This is a genomic window from Chloroflexota bacterium (genome assembly GCA_020850535.1).
Classification (GTDB): domain Bacteria; phylum Chloroflexota; class UBA6077; order UBA6077; family JACCZL01; genus JADZEM01.
Genome location: JADZEM010000169.1, coordinates 1 through 14968, shown reverse-complemented (window position 1 = coordinate 14968; position 14968 = coordinate 1). Strand labels below are relative to the sequence as shown.

General features: G+C 65.4%; 15 protein-coding genes. 8 read left to right on the top strand and 7 right to left on the bottom strand.

The genetic code is table 11. From position 1 onward, the window contains the following. Window positions 1–171: 171 nt before the first annotated feature. From IT306_24515 to IT306_24505, 3 genes are all read right to left on the bottom strand, one after another. On the bottom strand, window positions 172–1644 hold the full coding sequence (locus IT306_24515) for a carbohydrate ABC transporter substrate-binding protein (GenBank protein ID MCC7371605.1): 1473 nt from the start codon (window positions 1642–1644) through the stop codon (window positions 172–174). 117 nt (window positions 1645–1761) lie between these two features. Beyond that, window positions 1762–2661: a carbohydrate ABC transporter permease gene (locus tag IT306_24510; GenBank protein ID MCC7371604.1), complete on the bottom strand. Its 900-nt coding sequence runs from the start codon at window positions 2659–2661 to the stop codon at window positions 1762–1764. Window positions 2662–2665: 4 nt separating this feature from the next. Further along, complete coding sequence (locus IT306_24505) at window positions 2666–3613, bottom strand: sugar ABC transporter permease (GenBank protein ID MCC7371603.1); 948 nt, start codon at window positions 3611–3613, stop codon at window positions 2666–2668. A 426-nt stretch (window positions 3614–4039) separates the two neighbouring features. On the opposite strand from IT306_24505, the gene IT306_24500 reads away from it, so the two are divergent. The 3 genes from IT306_24500 to IT306_24490 all read left to right on the top strand — a co-directional run bounded on the left by IT306_24500 (window position 4040) and on the right by IT306_24490 (window position 6629). After that, window positions 4040–4477 carry a cupin gene (locus IT306_24500; protein ID MCC7371602.1) on the top strand — a complete coding sequence of 146 codons (438 nt, stop codon included), beginning with the start codon at window positions 4040–4042 and terminating at the stop codon, window positions 4475–4477. Window positions 4478–4572: 95 nt separating this feature from the next. Beyond that, window positions 4573–5952 carry an amidohydrolase family protein gene (locus IT306_24495; GenBank protein ID MCC7371601.1) on the top strand — a complete coding sequence of 460 codons (1380 nt, stop codon included), beginning with the start codon at window positions 4573–4575 and terminating at the stop codon, window positions 5950–5952. Then, window positions 5952–6629 (top strand): GNAT family N-acetyltransferase, encoded by a 678-nt coding sequence (locus IT306_24490; GenBank protein ID MCC7371600.1) that lies wholly within the window; start codon window positions 5952–5954, stop codon window positions 6627–6629. The genes IT306_24495 and IT306_24490 overlap by 1 nt, the downstream gene beginning before the upstream one ends. Before the next feature lie 17 nt (window positions 6630–6646). Here IT306_24490 and IT306_24485 read toward each other — a convergent pair whose 3' ends face one another. Further along, entirely contained in the window at window positions 6647–7879 is a 1233-nt protein-coding gene (locus tag IT306_24485; GenBank protein MCC7371599.1) for an HDOD domain-containing protein, read from the bottom strand. Between the two features lie 227 nt (window positions 7880–8106). Then, entirely contained in the window at window positions 8107–8919 is an 813-nt protein-coding gene (locus tag IT306_24480; protein MCC7371598.1) for a maleylpyruvate isomerase family mycothiol-dependent enzyme, read from the bottom strand. A gap of 243 nt (window positions 8920–9162) precedes the next feature. Here IT306_24480 and IT306_24475 point away from each other — a divergent pair, with 243 nt between their 5' ends. Continuing rightward, on the top strand, window positions 9163–10317 hold the full coding sequence (locus tag IT306_24475; protein ID MCC7371597.1) for an EAL domain-containing response regulator: 1155 nt from the start codon (window positions 9163–9165) through the stop codon (window positions 10315–10317). Window positions 10318–10350: 33 nt separating this feature from the next. Here the strand turns inward: IT306_24475 and IT306_24470 are convergent, their stop codons facing one another. Together IT306_24470 and IT306_24465 are read right to left on the bottom strand one after the other, a co-directional pair. Continuing rightward, window positions 10351–10773: a HEPN domain-containing protein gene (locus IT306_24470; protein ID MCC7371596.1), complete on the bottom strand. Its 423-nt coding sequence runs from the start codon at window positions 10771–10773 to the stop codon at window positions 10351–10353. Continuing rightward, complete coding sequence (locus IT306_24465) at window positions 10770–11111, bottom strand: nucleotidyltransferase domain-containing protein (GenBank protein MCC7371595.1); 342 nt, start codon at window positions 11109–11111, stop codon at window positions 10770–10772. The genes IT306_24470 and IT306_24465 overlap by 4 nt, the downstream gene beginning before the upstream one ends. A 352-nt stretch (window positions 11112–11463) precedes the next feature. Here IT306_24465 and IT306_24460 point away from each other — a divergent pair, with 352 nt between their 5' ends. The 4 genes from IT306_24460 (at window position 11464) to IT306_24445 (ending at window position 14900) form a co-directional block, all read left to right on the top strand. Further along, a complete protein-coding gene (locus IT306_24460) occupies window positions 11464–11715 on the top strand; it encodes a hypothetical protein (protein ID MCC7371594.1) in 252 nt (83 codons plus the stop codon). Then, window positions 11715–13115 carry a hypothetical protein gene (locus IT306_24455; protein MCC7371593.1) on the top strand — a complete coding sequence of 467 codons (1401 nt, stop codon included), beginning with the start codon at window positions 11715–11717 and terminating at the stop codon, window positions 13113–13115. Before IT306_24460 ends, IT306_24455 begins: the two co-directional genes overlap by 1 nt. Window positions 13116–13333: 218 nt before the next feature. Continuing rightward, window positions 13334–13714 (top strand): GreA/GreB family elongation factor, encoded by a 381-nt coding sequence (locus IT306_24450; protein MCC7371592.1) that lies wholly within the window; start codon window positions 13334–13336, stop codon window positions 13712–13714. A 523-nt stretch (window positions 13715–14237) separates the two neighbouring features. Next, window positions 14238–14900, top strand: coding sequence for a hypothetical protein (locus tag IT306_24445; protein ID MCC7371591.1), 663 nt, complete (start codon window positions 14238–14240; stop codon window positions 14898–14900). Window positions 14901–14968: the final 68 nt, after the last annotated feature.

Here is a 14968-nt window from a genome sequence, read left to right as displayed (position 1 = left end):
CGACGGACGCTCAGCCTCTTCTCACTCGGCCTCCGCTGGCTCGACCGCGCACGCCTCCACTTCGTTCCCCTCTCCCCTCACCTCTCCCTCCCTTTCACCTGACCAGGAAAACTGTCGGGTACTGAGCTCCGGAGGCCGGGGGGGTGAGGGCATTCCGCCCTCACCTGCGTGTTACCGCTTGTTCTCCGGCTTGGCGTAGATCTCGCCGGCCGTCTTGACGAACGACGCCAGGGCGTCCGCCGGCTTGACCTTCTTGACCACCACGTCCTGCACGAGATCCGCGATGACGAACTTCGAGGTGATCTCGGCGATGGCGCCGAGCGGAGCCGCGCTGTGCGCCATCGAGCGGGCCGTGTTGATGATGTTCTGGTACTCGCTGTACAGGTCCTGCTTCCAGACCGGGTCGTTGCCCATGTCCTTGAAGACCGGCACGAAGCGCCCCTTGAGGCCATTGTTGATGTAGTCGGCGTACCACTTCGGGTCGATGAAGCTGTTCAGGAGGGTACGAGCGTTCTCGCCGCCCTTGCCGTTCTTGAACAGACCCAGGCCCCAGACGTCCACCTGGCCGAACGAGCCGGCCGAGCCGGCTGGGTAGCTGTAGAACTTGGTCGCCTTCGCCAGCTCGGGCTTGTTCTGCAGGCACCAGTTGTAGACGCTGGTCGGGTTCGAGGTGATGACGAGCTGCTCGCTCTGGTAGCCCGTGTTGTTGCCGCCGTCGTCCCAGTTGGTCGAGCCGGGCGGGATGATCTTGTCCTGGTCGAACATCTGGGTCACCAGATCGAGGGTCTTGAGCCAGGACTCGTCGCCCGCCTTCGCAGCCAGCGAGCCGTCGTCGTTCTGGAGCTTGCCACCCATCGTCCAGAGCATGCCGATGAAGTGGTTGTTGGAGTCGTTCACTTTCCCGAGGGTCATGCCGTAGTAGTAGAGCGGGGCCTTGGTCAGCTCCTTGCCCTGCTGGCGCAGCTCGTCCCAGTTCTTTGGGTACTTCATGCCGGCCTTGTCGAGCAGATCCTGGCGAACGTGGAACGGCCAGCAGTTGACCGCCATCGGCACGCCCCACCACTTGTTCTCGAAGGCCAGCGTGTTGGTGACCGGGCCGAGGAAGCCGCCCTGCTGATCCTTGACCGGGTTGACGATGTCCGAGACTTCCACGGTCTGGCCCTGGATGCGCCAGAACTGGTTCTCGTAGTCGAAATTGCGGTAGATGTCCGGCGGGGTGCCCGCCTGGACGGCCGCCTTGAAGCGGTCGGTGCTGGCCGCGCCAGCCGGCAGCTCCTCGAAGGTGAGCTGGAAGCCCTTCTCCTTCGCGACGGCGGTGAACCGCTCGCCCATCAGCGAGGTCACCTGCGGCAGGTAGTCAAGGCCCTGCCAGACGACGACTGGCCCGCCAGCGGCCGGCTTCGCAGCCTCGGCGGGCTTGGCAGCGGCGGCGGGGGCAGTGGTCGGCTTGGCTTCGGCGGCGGGCGCAGCAGGCTTGGTCTCGGCGGGCTTCGACTCGGCCGGCTTGGTCTCGGCGGGCTTCGACTCTGCCGGCTTGGCCGGCGCAGCGGCCGGCGAGCTACAGGCGGCCAGCATCGATGCACCGGCTGTGCCCGCCAGCACACCCAGGAAGCCGCGACGCGAGAAGATCCGATCGGACGCCATACGGTTCACCCTCCTTCAATGGAGCGTGCGCGGGGCCGTCCCCGCGCGACGATGAGATCCCGAGAATGACGCGGATGGGAGCCGTCAGCGTCTACCGCCGAGGGCTCCCGGTGGTGTCTAGCTCTTGACGGCCCCAGCCGTCCACCCCTGAATGACCCAGCGCTGACCGAACAGATAGAGTGCCAGCGGCGGCACCGAAACCAGCGTGGCGGCGGCCATCATCTGGCCCCAGTAGAACTGGTCGCCCACGACGTACGATGTCAGGCCGATGGGCGCCGTCATCTTGTCCTTCGCCTGGACCAGCACCAGGGCGTACAGGAACTCGTTCCAGGAGAGCGTGAAGGCGAAGACGGCACAGACCACGACAGCCGGCGCTGCCAGCGGCAACACGATCCGCCAGAGGGCCGTCCAGCGGCTCGCACCGTCCACCAGGGCCGCCTCTTCCAGTTCGACGGGCAGGGTCTTGAAGTAGCCCATCAACATCCAGGTCGAGAACGGGACGGAGAAGGTCAGGTGCGCCAGCACCAGCCCCATCAGCGAGTCCCGCAGCCCGAAGTTGTTCATCATCACGTAGAGCGGGATGAACAGGATCGTGCCCGGGGCGAGATAGGCGTACACCAGGAGCCGGGCCATCTCGGCGCGGCCGAAGAAATTCAGGCGTGTGAGCGCGTAGCCGCCCATCGCCCCGAGGAAGATGGCGATGAACGTCGTGGCCAGCGCCACGATCAAGCTGTTCACGAACTGCACGCCGAACTGCGAGCGCGCGCCGAACAAGACGTTGTAGTAGTGCTCGAACGTGATGGCACGGGGGATCAGCGCCACCACGGGCGTGTACAGGTCGGCGTCTGAGCGGAACGACGTGGCGAGCTGCCAGTAGAACGGGAAGGCCGTCCACGCGCCCATCAAGAAGAGGATGATGTAGCCGGCCGTGAGGTAGCCACGGTTCTTCTTGGCGAACCAGCCGAGCAGGGGCGCCGAAGCGATGCCAGATGGAGACGAGTGCTGTACGACTGCCATCGTCCTACTCTCCCGTCTTCAGCATGCGCTTGGTGACGACGTAGATCATGAAGGCGAAGAAGGGGAAGAACAGCAGCGGGATCGTCGAGCCGATGCCGAGGTCGTATGACCGAAGCCCCTGCGAGATCGCCAGCAGCGGGAAGGTCTCCGTCGCGCCGCCAGGGCCGCCGTTCGTCAGGATGTAGATGAACTGGATCGAGTTCGTGGTCCAGATCGTCGAGAGCATCACCGTCACCACCACCACGCTCATGATGCTTGGGAGGGTGATGTACACGAAGCTCTTGAAGGTCGTTGCGCCGTCGATCTCGGCGGCCTCATACAGCTCGCCAGGGATCGCCTGGAGACCGGCCAGGAACGTCATCGTCCAGAAGGGCGTGCCCTGCCAGATCACGGCGAAGAGGATCGACCAGAGCGCGTACTCGGGCTTTGCCAGGAAGAGGATCGGCGCGTCGATCAGGCCGATGCCGGTGAGCGCCGCGTTGTAGACGCCGTTGACGTCGTTGTACATCCACTTCCAGGTGTACGCCGTCACCAGCGCAGGGATCGACCAGGGGAGGAAGAGGAGCGACCGCCAGAAGTGGCGGGCCTTGATCTCGGCGTTGAGGATCAGCGCCGACACCATCCCGATGATCAGCTTGCCCAGGCAGGCGCCGCCGACGTACAGCAGCGTGATCCAGGCCGACGACCAGAACGCGTCGTGGATGCGGGCCTCGGAGTCAAAGAGCACCTTGTAGTAGTTGGCGAACCCGACAAACGTGCCCGGCGCGCCGACTTTGACATCCTGCAAACTGAGCCAGAATGAGTACGCGAGTGGATACGCCACCAGCCCGATCACGACGAAGAAGACCGGTAACGACAGCGCGTAGCCGAGCTTCCAGTCACGCCCGAACGGGTTTCGGCGCGGCTGAGCCGTCGCGACCGACCCTCGCGCAGCTACTTGCAGGGTGCTCATCCACATTCCTCCCGCATCGACGCGGATCTGCGTTTCAGGCCCATCGAGCGAGCAGCGGGCTGCCACTCCGACGCCTGTCGAAACACCGGTGTTCGAGGTCAGTCAGGCCGCCTTCGAGAGTCTCGGTCGGCGGTCGCTCCGAGTCAGGCTGCGAATCGGAGGCGAGGATGCGGCAAGCATAGCAGAGAAAACCGAGACTGGCTACGAATGTCGAGGCGGGTTTTGTCCGTCAAACAGATTTCTGACGGGCGTCCGCCCGGCCCCCGCGCCATGGCGCGGGCCGTGCGAGGCTGCCACTGCAATGAGGCAGTCCGAGCGCTCATCCCGAGATGGCCGAAACTCGCATCCGGGCGGGCGAGCCTGCCATCATGATCGGACGGCGGCGCACTCAGCCGTCATCTTGTCTCGTGCCAGGAAGGTCTGCTGATGGATTCGCCCCCAACCTTCGACCCGAGCGGTTTCTCGACCGCCCCGAACACCCGACGCATCACGAAGCCGTGGGGGTACGAGATCCTGCTGACCCCCGAATCCTCGCCGTATGCGGCCAAGCTGATCCACGTGGAGGCCGGCAAGCGGCTGAGCCTGCAGGTGCATGACCAGAAGATCGAGACTCAGACGCTGATCGAGGGCAAGGGCTTCCTGGTGCTCGAAAGCGACGACGGCGAGCTGCAGGATGTCTGGCTCGAGGCGAACGTGGGCTACCACATCGCCATCGGTCAGCGGCACCGGCTGTGCGCCGCACCAGACCAGGACGTGACCGTCTTCGAGGCCTCGACGCCCGAGATCGGCACCACCTGGCGGCTGGACGACGACTACCGCCGCCCGCACGAGACACAAGAGGTCCGCGCCGCCGACCGGGCGTAAGTCTGAACTCGCCGTGACCGCGATCGCCGGCCGATGACGTACGCGCAGCCCCTCACCCGCCCGATCGTTCAGGACGCTCGCTGGAGGTGCCCGCCATGCCCGCGCCGACCATCAAGATCGAGCATGCCCGCTTCGCGCTGACCCTCGACGCCGAGCGCCGCATCGTGCAGGACGCCTCGATCCTGATCGAGGGGCAGCGCATCGCGCGGGTCGGGAAAGCGGCCGACCTCGCCGACATCGGCGCGGATCGGGTGATCGACGGCCGGCGCTTCGTGGTGACGCCCGGCCTCTACAACGGGCACATGCACATCAGCTACGCCCACGCTGTGCGCGGCATCTTCCCGGACGACCTGGCCAACCGGCTGTTTCACGTCTTCAACCTCCAGACGGCCATGACCGAAGAAGAGGAGTACCTGACCACCCAGCTTGGCCTGCTGGAGGTGCTCCAGAACGGCACGACCAGCCTGCTGGATCCCGGCACCACCCGCTTCCCGGACGCCTGCTTCCAGGCGTACCAGGACAGCGGCATCCGGGTGGTCTGGGCCGAGCAGGTGACCGACCGGCCTGCCCCCGTCAAGCTCCCGATGTGGCCGGCCGACGAGGCCGTTGCGCGGACGGCGGCCTTCATCGACCGGTGGCACGGGCGGCTCGATGGGCGGATGCAGGCGATGGCGATGGCGTTCTCCTGCGAGACGGCCAGTGCTGAGCTGTTGCAGGGCTTGAAGCGGCTGGTGGACGAGAAGGGCGTGGCGCTGACGCTCCATCACCAGAGCGGTGAGGCCGAGCGTGCCCGTTACCAGCAGGAGCACGGCGCCACCCCCACCGAGTACCTCGAACGGCTGGGCGTGCTCGGGTCGAACGTGTTGCTGGCGCACGTGCTGGGGCTGAACGCCGCCGAGGTGGATGCCGTCGCGCGGACGGGGACCAGCGTCGTGATGTGCCCGACCAGCGCCATGAAGGAGGCCAAGGGCCTCCACCTGAACGGCAACCTGCCGGAGTTCTGGGCGAAGGGCGTCAACGTCGCGTTCGGCAGCGACTCGGCCAACAGCTCGAATCACCTGGACGTGGTCCGCTCGGCCAACCTCGCGGCCCTCCAGTACAAGGACGCCCGCCGCGACCTCGCGATGATCTCGGCCGAGGCGGCCCTGGAGATGGCGACCCTCAGCAGCGCGAAGGCGTTCGGCCAGGGCGACACGCTCGGTTCGATTGAGGCCGGCAAGAAGGCGGACCTCGTCCTGTTCGACACCCATCGGCCCGAGTGGCAGGCCCTGTTCAACCCCGTCAACAACCTGATCTATAACGCCGACGGCCGCGGCGTGGACACGGTGATCGTGGATGGCCGAATCGTGGTCCAGGGCGGCAAGCAGACCTGGGTGGATACCGACGCGCTCTACGGCAAGGTCCAGGAGATCGGGGAGAGCCTGCAGGCGCGGACGGGGATCACCTTCCCGCGCAGCCGCTGGCCCATCGTCTGATGACGGACTGGTTCACGCAGTATGAGGGCGGGCCGCCGCCGCTGGTGCTGGTGGGCGAACTGGTGGCGCTGGGGCCGGCCCATCGCGGGCTGATGCCGCTGCTCTGGAAGTGGGAAAACGACCTGGAGCTGTCGCTGCTGACCGGCGACCCGGCCCGTCCGCTGACGCCCGAGGGTGTCGAATCCGTCTACGAGCGGTTCAGCAAGGCCGGCCCGGATCACACCGGCTTCGCCGTCTACGAGCGGGCGACGCTCCGCCCGATCGGCACGGCCGGACTGGTCCACATCAACGCGGCGCACCGGACGGCCGAGCTGGGCATCGGTATCGGCGAGCACGACTGCTGGGGCAATGGGTACGGGACCGAGGCGACGCGCCTGCTGCTGGACTACGCCTTCACGATGCTCGGGCTGAACAACGTGATGCTGCGGGTCTTCAGCTACAACGAGCGGGCCATCCGCGCCTACCTGCGGGCCGGGTTTCAGGAGATCGGGCGGCGGCGAGAGGCTCAGCGGGTGGGCGACCGCGCCTACGACGTGATCTTTATGGACTGCCTGGCGGCGGACTTCGATCCGCTGGTTCGCCGCGAGCGCCCCCTGCCGGACGCCGAGCCGGAGCCGGCCCTCCACGACCACCTGCCCGAGACCGACCCGGGCATCGAGGACGACCTCGGCCTGTAGGCCTGAGAACGCTGCCGTCAGCTGGCCGCGCGGCTCATGTCGCCCCAGGCCAGCGCCTCGCGGTAGAGGCCAGGGACGTGCGACCGCTGCAGTCCGAGCTTGTACAGCAGTTGATCGGCCGCCGTCCATTTGCCCTGTTCGTAGAGGCGCACCAGCTCCAGGATCTGCGCCAGCCGGTTTGAGCCACCCAGCAGCGCCGTGCGCGCGTCCTCCGACAGTGGGATCGCTTCCAGCGCGTCTTCCATCGACGTGTTCGTGATGGCGTCGATCAGCGAGAACAGGCCCATCAGGAACAGGTTCTCGCTCTGGTCCCGCATGCGCAGGTCTTCGCCGATCAACTGGCAGAAGCGCGCCCGCGTGACCGAGGTAACCAGCAGCTCGGACGGTTTGTCGGTGCCGAGGCCGGCCAGGATCACCACCGCCGTCCAGGCGCGCATGCCGCGCTCGCCGAGGATGGTGATGGCGCGCCAGATCGACTGAATCTGGCTGTTGAAGGCGAAGGCGGGCGAGTTCAGGTGCCGCAAGAGCTTGTAGGAGAGGTCAGGATCGTGGCGGAACAGCTCCTCGACCTTCCGCATGTTGGGCTCGGCCTTCTGTAGCTCGCTGATGATCTGCATCCGGACGGTGCGGAGGGCCGGCGGCTGCTGCGAGACGAGGATCTCCGGCCGGGCGAAAAAGTACCCCTGCAAGTAGGAGTAGCCGAGCTGTTTCGCCTCGTCGGCGTCGGCGCGTGTCTCGACCTTCTCAGCCAGCAGTTTGACGTTGTAGCGAGACAGCTCCTGGGCGTACCAGGCGCGCTCCTGCTCGCCGCAGGCGGCGAAGTCGATCTTGACGATGTTGGCGTACTTCACCAGCTCGCCCGAGTCGGTCCGTCGGTCGAAGTCATCCAGGGCGATCATGTAGCCGGCTGCCTTCAGCCGCTCGCAGGCCGCGATCACCTCGTCATCAGACTCGACGTTTTCGAGCACCTCGACAACCAGCGACTCGCGCGGCAGGGCGAACGCGTAGTCCTCGACCAGCGACGTGCGCGTGAAGTTGATGAAGGCGCGCGCGTTGCCGGCCAGCGAGCCGATGCCGAACACGAAGAAGCTGTTCGCGATGACGGACGCCGACGCCTGCTCTTGATCCGTGGATGCAAAGACGTTCTTAGTGCTCGACCGGAAGAGAAGCTCGTAGCCGAACAGGTTCGAGTGCGTGTCGAAGATGGGCTGGCGAGCAACGAAGATATCTGGAGGCGCGGCATCTGACATATACTGCAGCTCAGGGGCTGGTCTCCGCCCCGGAAGCCCGACCGATGCCGACACGGTTCCAGCGACGACGACGCGACGACCATGGTCTGAGGATGCGTCGCAACCGTCTCCTGCACCGTCGTGGCAGGCAGCGCGGCGCCCGAGGCGAAGCCGTTCTCACATTACCACGTTTCGAGAGGCTTCTGATCTCTTTCAACGGGCGCCAGCGCTTTTGCGTGACGGTTACGTTAGGGACCTTTGAAACAGGCGTGGAAGCGCTCAGCGGCGGTACGGTCCCCGCTGACCGTCAGGCGGCCGGCCTGCTCCAGCGCGGGCCAGGTTGCCCGGCCGTACACCAGCTTCGCGAGGGCGGCCGGATCGCTCGTGAAGCGAACGTCGCCGTCAGCCACGCCGGGTGTGACGCGCAGCGACCCTGGCCGAAACGCCAGCTGCCAGACGGCTGACGGATCATCCGCCACGGCCAGCACGTAGGTTCCCTCGCCGCCGGTCTTGTCGCGGTTCACTACCGCGGGCACGTTCAGCTCGAGCAGCATCGGGAGCAGGTGGCGGGCCGTCTCAGGATCGAGGTCGGCAGCCTGCTGGCCGAGCGAGTGTTCGAGATCGAGGCGGTGGAACGCCATCTCGGCCAGCCGCATGTCCACAAACCAGGACGCCGACCGCATGCCGTGCGAGTGCGGCCCTTCCACGTCCAGTTGCGCTGGCGTCAGGCCGTCGAAGAACTGGTTGAACTCCTCATTCGTCTCACGCAGCATCCGGACGATCTGCGGCGTCTCCCAGGCGGCGATCTCGTTCATCCGGTTGGTCCGGGCCTCGCGTGACTCCGGTTCGGCCCTCTCGCCGCGCAGCCCGGGCTTGATGTACCCCGTGTACGACTCGACCTGCCGGGCGACGTGCGCCGCCAGCGTCCGGACGAGCCAGGGTGGGCAGTTTGTCGGCAGGTTCCACTGCTCGGGCGTGAGCGCTTCGAGATCCGCGACGAACCGCTCACCCTCGCGGCGGTGCAGTCGCAGCCCCTCGCGGACGCGGACGACGTCGGCCATCGGCGATCCCTCCCAGGCTCCGGCGGTCGTTATCCTGACAGCGGCCGGTTGCTGCGCGCCAGGCCGAGCCTCGCTGTAGGGTAGCCGAGGCGCACGGCGACGTGCATCGGCGACCACACACCTGACGATGGTGACCGTGCGGGAGCACAGCGGCCACCGGCGCGGCGACACGAACGGCACGCTGCCGTCAGACGATGGCGGGCTTCCCCCACCGCTGAGACAGCGCTCCCAGAGGAGGGTCTGATGACCGCGAACCGCCTGCTGATCCTGGAAGACGATCCGCGCATACTCGATCTGGTGGTTGCCGCCGGCGAGGCTGCCCGCTACGCCGTCACGCCGACCGAGGCGATCAGCCAGTTTCGGCAGGCGTTCGAGGCCGCCGCTCCGTCGCTCATCGTGATCGACCTGCAGTCGCAGGCTGGCCTCGGCAGCGATCTCCTCCTCTATCTGCAGCGGATCGGCTGCGCGGTCCCGATCATCGTCATCGGCGGCGCGGATGCGCAGGGGATCGGCGCGGTGCGGCAGGCCAAGGATCTGACCGGCCTGACGATCCTGGGGACGCTCGCGAAGCCGTTCCCGTCGGGCGCGCTGGCGGCGCTGCTGGAGATCCGCCGCGAGCCGGATCTGGACGAGTGGGCGGCCGAGATCCACGCGGCGCTCGAGGCGGGGCAGCTCGGCGTGCACTATCTGCCCATCGCCGAGTTCGCGACGGGCAACATCGTCGGGTTCGAGGCGTTGGCGCGCTGGTTCCACCCACGACGCGGATTGATCAGCCCGGGCCGCTTCATCCCGCTGGCCGAAGCAACGGGCCAGATCGTGCCGTTGACGGACTACGTGCTGGCGCGGGCAGTCGAGAATTGCGCCGCCTGGGCCGTGGCCGGGCACGAGCTGTCGGTGTCCGTCAACGTGGCGGCGACCTCGCTGACAAGCACGCATTTGCTCGACGGCGTGAGCCGCCTGCTGGCGGAGCACGGGGTTCCGGCCCGCAGCCTGACGCTGGAGGTCTCCGAGAGCGCGGCGATGCGCCAGCCGGAGCTGACCTCCGAGATCCTGGCGCGGCTGCAGCAGCGGGGCGTGCGGCTGGCCCTTGACGACTTCGGCACTGGCTACACGAACTTGAAGGTGCTGAGTCAGATCCCGTTCGACATGCTCAAGATCGACCGCAGCTTCGTCACGGATGTCTCGACCAGCCGGCAGAACCAGGTCATCGTGCGGGCGATAGCCGCGCTGGCTGGCAGCCTGGGCCACGCGATGGTGGCGGAGGGCGTCGAGACGGCGGCCTGCTGGCGCTGGCTGGCCGAGAACGGGGTGCAGCAGTGCCAGGGGTTCGTGCTGGCCCGCCCGATGCCGTCAGACCGGGTGCTGGACTGGCTGGCAGGCTACAAGCCGCCCGTGTGACGCGGAGGCAGATCGACCCATGGCCGTTGGATGTCAGCGGAAGGCGCTGACATCCAGTCCGTGCCGATCGAGGTCGTCCAGGACGGTGTGCCAGACGGCCCGAGCTTGACGCGCTGCCGCGCGTGCATCGGCGTCGGTAGCTTCGGGCCAGTTGCCGGGATATTGTCCCTCGACTGCCCATTGGGTCAGCATCGACAGATCGGCGTGTGCGTTTACGACCTGCCACCCAGGCGGGAGGTGATCTCGCAATTCGTCAAGATCGTGGCGGAACGGGAAGCGCACTTGCAGGAAGACGAAGATCGACTTGAGGGACTTCTCGACAGCTTGCTGGGCGTGGTAGCAGCCGATATGTGGGGCAATCAGGCTTGACCTCGTGGATTCCTCGGCAACGGCAAGGTCGTCGCGGGCGAAAGCCAGCCAGCGTTTCGCTTCGTCAGCGGGGAGACTGGTGGTCACGCTGCGGACGGTCTTTCGTAAACCACACGGCCTTCCCGAAGCGCAGATTCCAGGACCGTGCCGATGAGGCGGCCCCGCTCATCAATCTCCTCAGGCGTCGCTAGCACGATATCCTTGGCGACGCCCGACCCGCGAAGTGCGCGCCGTATTGCAACAGCCGTGTCGCGCCGGTCGTTGACCTGTGTCAGCACCACCAGGAGATCAACGTCGCTGTCCGCACGAGCGTCACCCCGGGCCTGCGAGCCGAACAGGATGATCTGGAGCGGGTCGAATCGCTCGACAATCCGCCGGGCCATCTCACTGATTGCCTGCTCGGTGGTCTGCTGCGCCGACGTCATCACTGCGCCCTGCGCTCCAACATGTCTCGTGTGCCTGAGGCACTGGAAGCATCGTACCCAACCGGGCGCATGGGTGGCCGCTTCACGAGCGCTGGCTGGCCGAGATCGGGGTGCAGCAATGCCAGGGCTTCGTCCTTGCCCGCCCGATGCCGTCAGACCGGGTGCTGGACTGGCTCGGGAGCTACAGGCCGCCCGTGTAATCGGTAGCGGTACGCCACCGCGCACGAGCGGCAAAACCCGCCAGACCTGACGATCTTGTCGCCGTCGCCTCGAAAGTGTTGCATCTCGGGGGGGGTACGCTACGCTCTAGAGACGCGGAATCGGCCGCGCGCCTCAACGGGGAGGCGCCGCAATGGCGATGTGCGATGACGGTCAACAGGTAGCAACCGCCGTGCTGGAGCCCGGACTGCCAGACGCGCCCCACACGACCATCGGTCAGCCGTCCTTGCCACCGCTGGCGATCAGCGCCCTGATGGTGACGAAAGCCGACCTGATCGCGGCGTTGCGGGTGTATCTGCCGCAGCTAAGCGACATTGAGCTGATCGACGGTGAGCGGTTTCTGCTCAGCGTGGGATCGCATGCGTCCGAGAATGGAGCCGACTGATGGCCGACTGCGCGTGTACGAACTTCCCAGCAGGGCTTGGAAACGTCACGATCGGCGCCTCGCTCGGAGTCGGCGGTTCCGTCCCGGCCGGCGGTCTGAGGCTTGACGTCCAGGGTGGCGGTACGCGGCTGAAGTCGAGCAATCAATTCCCGCTGCTCCTCGACGCTGGAAACGCCTCCATCCCGTTTAGCTCCGTCATCCAGTTCCGGAAAAGTGATGGTACGAGCGCCTGGCAGTTCGGCTCGGGGGCGTACCAGGGGACGCAGCAGGAATTTGGCCTTCTGGACGTGATCGCGGGGAGCTGGCGCCTGTACGTCGGTCCGACCGGCAATGTTGGTGTGGGAACACCGACGCCGGCAAAGCGACTGCACGTTCAGACCAGCACCCCCGACTCCCACATCTACGCTGCGGACACGTCGCCGTCGGTACAGCTGGGAAATCACGCGACGAGTCCGGGCAGCAGCACGATGAATACGATTCTGGCGATGGCCACCGTCAACGGGCACTATGGCCTTAGCGCGGGTGACGCGCTGATCGGGATGAACGGGAGCGGACACGGCAGCCTGCACGTCAATTCGAACTACCAGGGCGGCAGCACGAGTGTGATCATGCAGCCCGGAACGGGGAACGTTGGCGTCGGTACGACGGCTCCTGCCAAGAAGCTGCATGTCCAGGCCGCCACCCCGAACGGCCAGCTCTTTCTTTCGGACACGTCGCCATCCATCGACATGGGCAACAACGCCAGCGGCGCCAGTACGATGGGAGCGATCCTGGCGCTTGCGACGGTGACCGGCCACTACGGCCTCACCGCCGGCGATGCGATGCTGGCGCTGCAGGGCAGCCTGCACGGCAACCTCTATATCAACTCGAACTACACCGCCGGCTCGACGAGCGTGGTGTTGCAGCCGAGCACTGGCAACGTTGGCATCGGGACGGGGACGAGCTCGCCGCCGTCGTACAAGCTGGACGTACAAGGCAGCACGCGGCTGAAGTCGGGCGATCAATTCCCGCTGCTCCTCGACGCTGGAAACGCCTCCATCCCGTTTAGCTCCGTCATCCAGTTCCGCAAGATTGATGGTACGCCGGCCTGGCAGTTCGGCTCGGGAGCGTACCTGGGGACGCAGCAGGAATTTGGCCTTCTGGACGTGATCGCGGGGAGTTGGCGCCTCTACGTCGGTCCGACCGGGAATGTGGGTATCGGACAGACGGCGCCGCAAGCTCGCCTTCATGTGGGTCCTGGCGGTATTCGCTCAGATGGTGGGGTCACTGCGGATGGGCCGATCTCGACCAGCACCCTCAGCCAGGCAGACATCTCGTCGGGTGGAGACGTGCGAGCGGCCAGGAACTTCATCGCCAGTGGTCGAACCGTCGCGGACGGAAACGGCTGCTACTACGCGTAAGACGCTCCTCCGGTCCGGCGACACGATGAGGTGCCAACCATGAACAGTCGACCAGCAGCAGCACCAACAGCACCAGCACCGGGCGTCCAACTGACGCGCGAGGGCTTCGAGCAGGTTAGCGGCGGGCTGGCCGCCCTGCGGAGCAGCCGTCGTCCTGATGTCGCCCGACAGCTCCAGCGTGCGCACTGTTCCTCGATCCTGCCGCGCACGACCGTACCGTGGCGTTCGCACAGGCCGAACTCGATTCGATTGACGCGCGCATCGTCGAGCTGGAAGGCTTGCTGGCGACGGCGCAGGTGATCGGCGACGGCCCGCCACCCGCGAGGGTCCAGCCGGGCTCGCACGTCACCGTCCGGTACGAGGACGGCGCCGAGGAGGGTCTGACCCTGGTCGGGGCGCTCGAAGCGGACGCCGCGAATGGCCGCGTCTCCATTGTGTCCCCAGCCGGCAAGGCGCTGCTCGGCAAAGGCCTCGGTGCCGACGTAAGCCTCGGGACCAGCGCCGACCGGGTGACGCTACGAATCGTGCGGCTCGGCAAGCCAGATCCTGCGGAGCCAGGGCAGGCGGCCGAGCCGGGCGTACGCGGAGGACAACCCTGATGCCTGCCACCACCGTCAGGCCGATGGTGCAGTGCAATGTCCCGCTCCCGGAGACGATCTGCGTTGTGCCGTCACAGCCGCGACCGATGCCGTCAGCGCCATGCTCCTGGACCGACGACCCTGTCACCACTGAGACGCCGATCAAGGCGGTCCACGTGAACGAGCTTCGTCGTGAGATCGATAGCGTCCGGCGACAGCATGGCCTCCAAGTATTCCCCTGGACCGACGACCCGGTCATCGCATGGCGCACCATCATTCACGCAGTTCACTTTCTGGAGATGCACGGTGCCCTCCAAGAAGCGTGGACGCTGACTGGTCGTGGTCAACTGCCGGCGTGGACGTGCGGCAGCGCGCCATCAACTGAGCGCGTGGTATTCGTATCAGATCTCAATGACCTTCGCTCCTGGTGCGACTATCCTGCTCGTCATTGACTGGTAGGTGTGGCCAAGCCATAGCGGGCACGTAGGACATTTGCGGCTGCAGGCATCTATCGTGCCTGCACTTTTGTGGAAGGAGGCACCGTATGGGACGAACATATACCGATGTTGTAGTCGGTGGACGGGCTATGCTATCCGACCACGTGTCCACGCTGAGAACCTATGTTGATCAAGATAAGCAATCCGTTCCTGCTCCTTACCGATACAGTTTTAGTTGGAACAATATAGTCTCTGGTGATCGCGTTTTAGCAAAATACATCAGTGAGTTGAGAAGTGCCATTCAGCTCCTATGGAACTTCAAGGCACGTGGACCACTTCCGAGTTGGACTGCCGCCGGATCACCTGGAGGTGACAGTAATGGCGATGCTGCTACTGTTATTCGCGCCAGCCATATCACTGATCTGAGGAGATGGCTTAACCAATATGAAGATAATCATGCCCCTAAACAACAGGGAATTAATTCGAAGAGCTACTCATCTAATGATGGTAGACATCCTATCGTTTTTGACCATGATGTTTCAGGGGACGAATCTTGGAATTGGGTAGGAGCTGTAAGGGAATTAACTAGTGATGTAGAATATGGCCCAATCTATATTCGGACTGTAATTGACACAAGAAACAATGGACAGTCTGATCCTTCTAGTTCAAATCCTGATGACTATGCAGGGTATAATCAGGCGTTTTACCGGTATACAGCGGCTTTCAACAAAGGTGATCGAAGAAGATGCGGGACGGTAGCCGGAGCGTGATGACGGGCGGAGCGTCTGGAACGCGTGGGAGGACAACCGGAGCCGTGCGGCGGCGTGGTGAGTGCGTG